Raw genomic sequence first — 584 nt, forward strand, 5'->3', positions numbered from 1 at the left:
CCCGTTGGACGAGTTCTATCCGGTCATGTACCTGGACGCGATACGCGTGAAGGTCAGGGATGGGGGCAGGGTCGTGTCGAAGGCCGCGCATCTCGCGGTCGGTGTCGATATGGACGGCCTCAAGCACGTGCTGGGCATCTGGGTCCAGGATGCGGAGGGCTCCTCGTTCTGGGCGCACGTGTGCGCCGAGATCGCCAACAGGGGCGTCACGGACGTGATGATCGTGTGCTGCGACGGGTTGAAGGGCCTGCCCGAGGCGATAGAGGCGACATGGCCGCAGGCGATGGTGCAGACCTGCGTGGTGCATCTGATCCGCGCGGCCAACAGGTTCGTGGCCGACCATGACCGCAAGGCCGTGTGCAGGGATCTGAGGCGGGTGTACGAGGCGGTCGATTCCGGGCAGGCGCGCAAGGCGTTGGACGAGTTCAGGCAAAGCGAGCTCGGACGCCGGTACCCGTCCGTGGCTGCCACGTGGGAGCGGGCCTGGGACCGGTTCATACCGTTCCTCCAGTTCCCGCCGATGCTGCGCCGTGTCATCTACACCACCAACAGCATCGAATCATTGAACTATCAGTTGAGGAAGG

General features: G+C 64.6%; 1 protein-coding gene. It reads left to right on the top strand.

The features are described from left to right. The coding region (locus BW14_RS02320) for an IS256 family transposase (RefSeq protein ID WP_140489221.1) at positions 1-584 on the top strand (584 nt) is incomplete at both ends.

This window comes from Bifidobacterium sp. UTBIF-68, from assembly GCF_006408855.1.
Classification (GTDB): Bacteria; Actinomycetota; Actinomycetes; order Actinomycetales; family Bifidobacteriaceae; genus Bifidobacterium; species Bifidobacterium reuteri.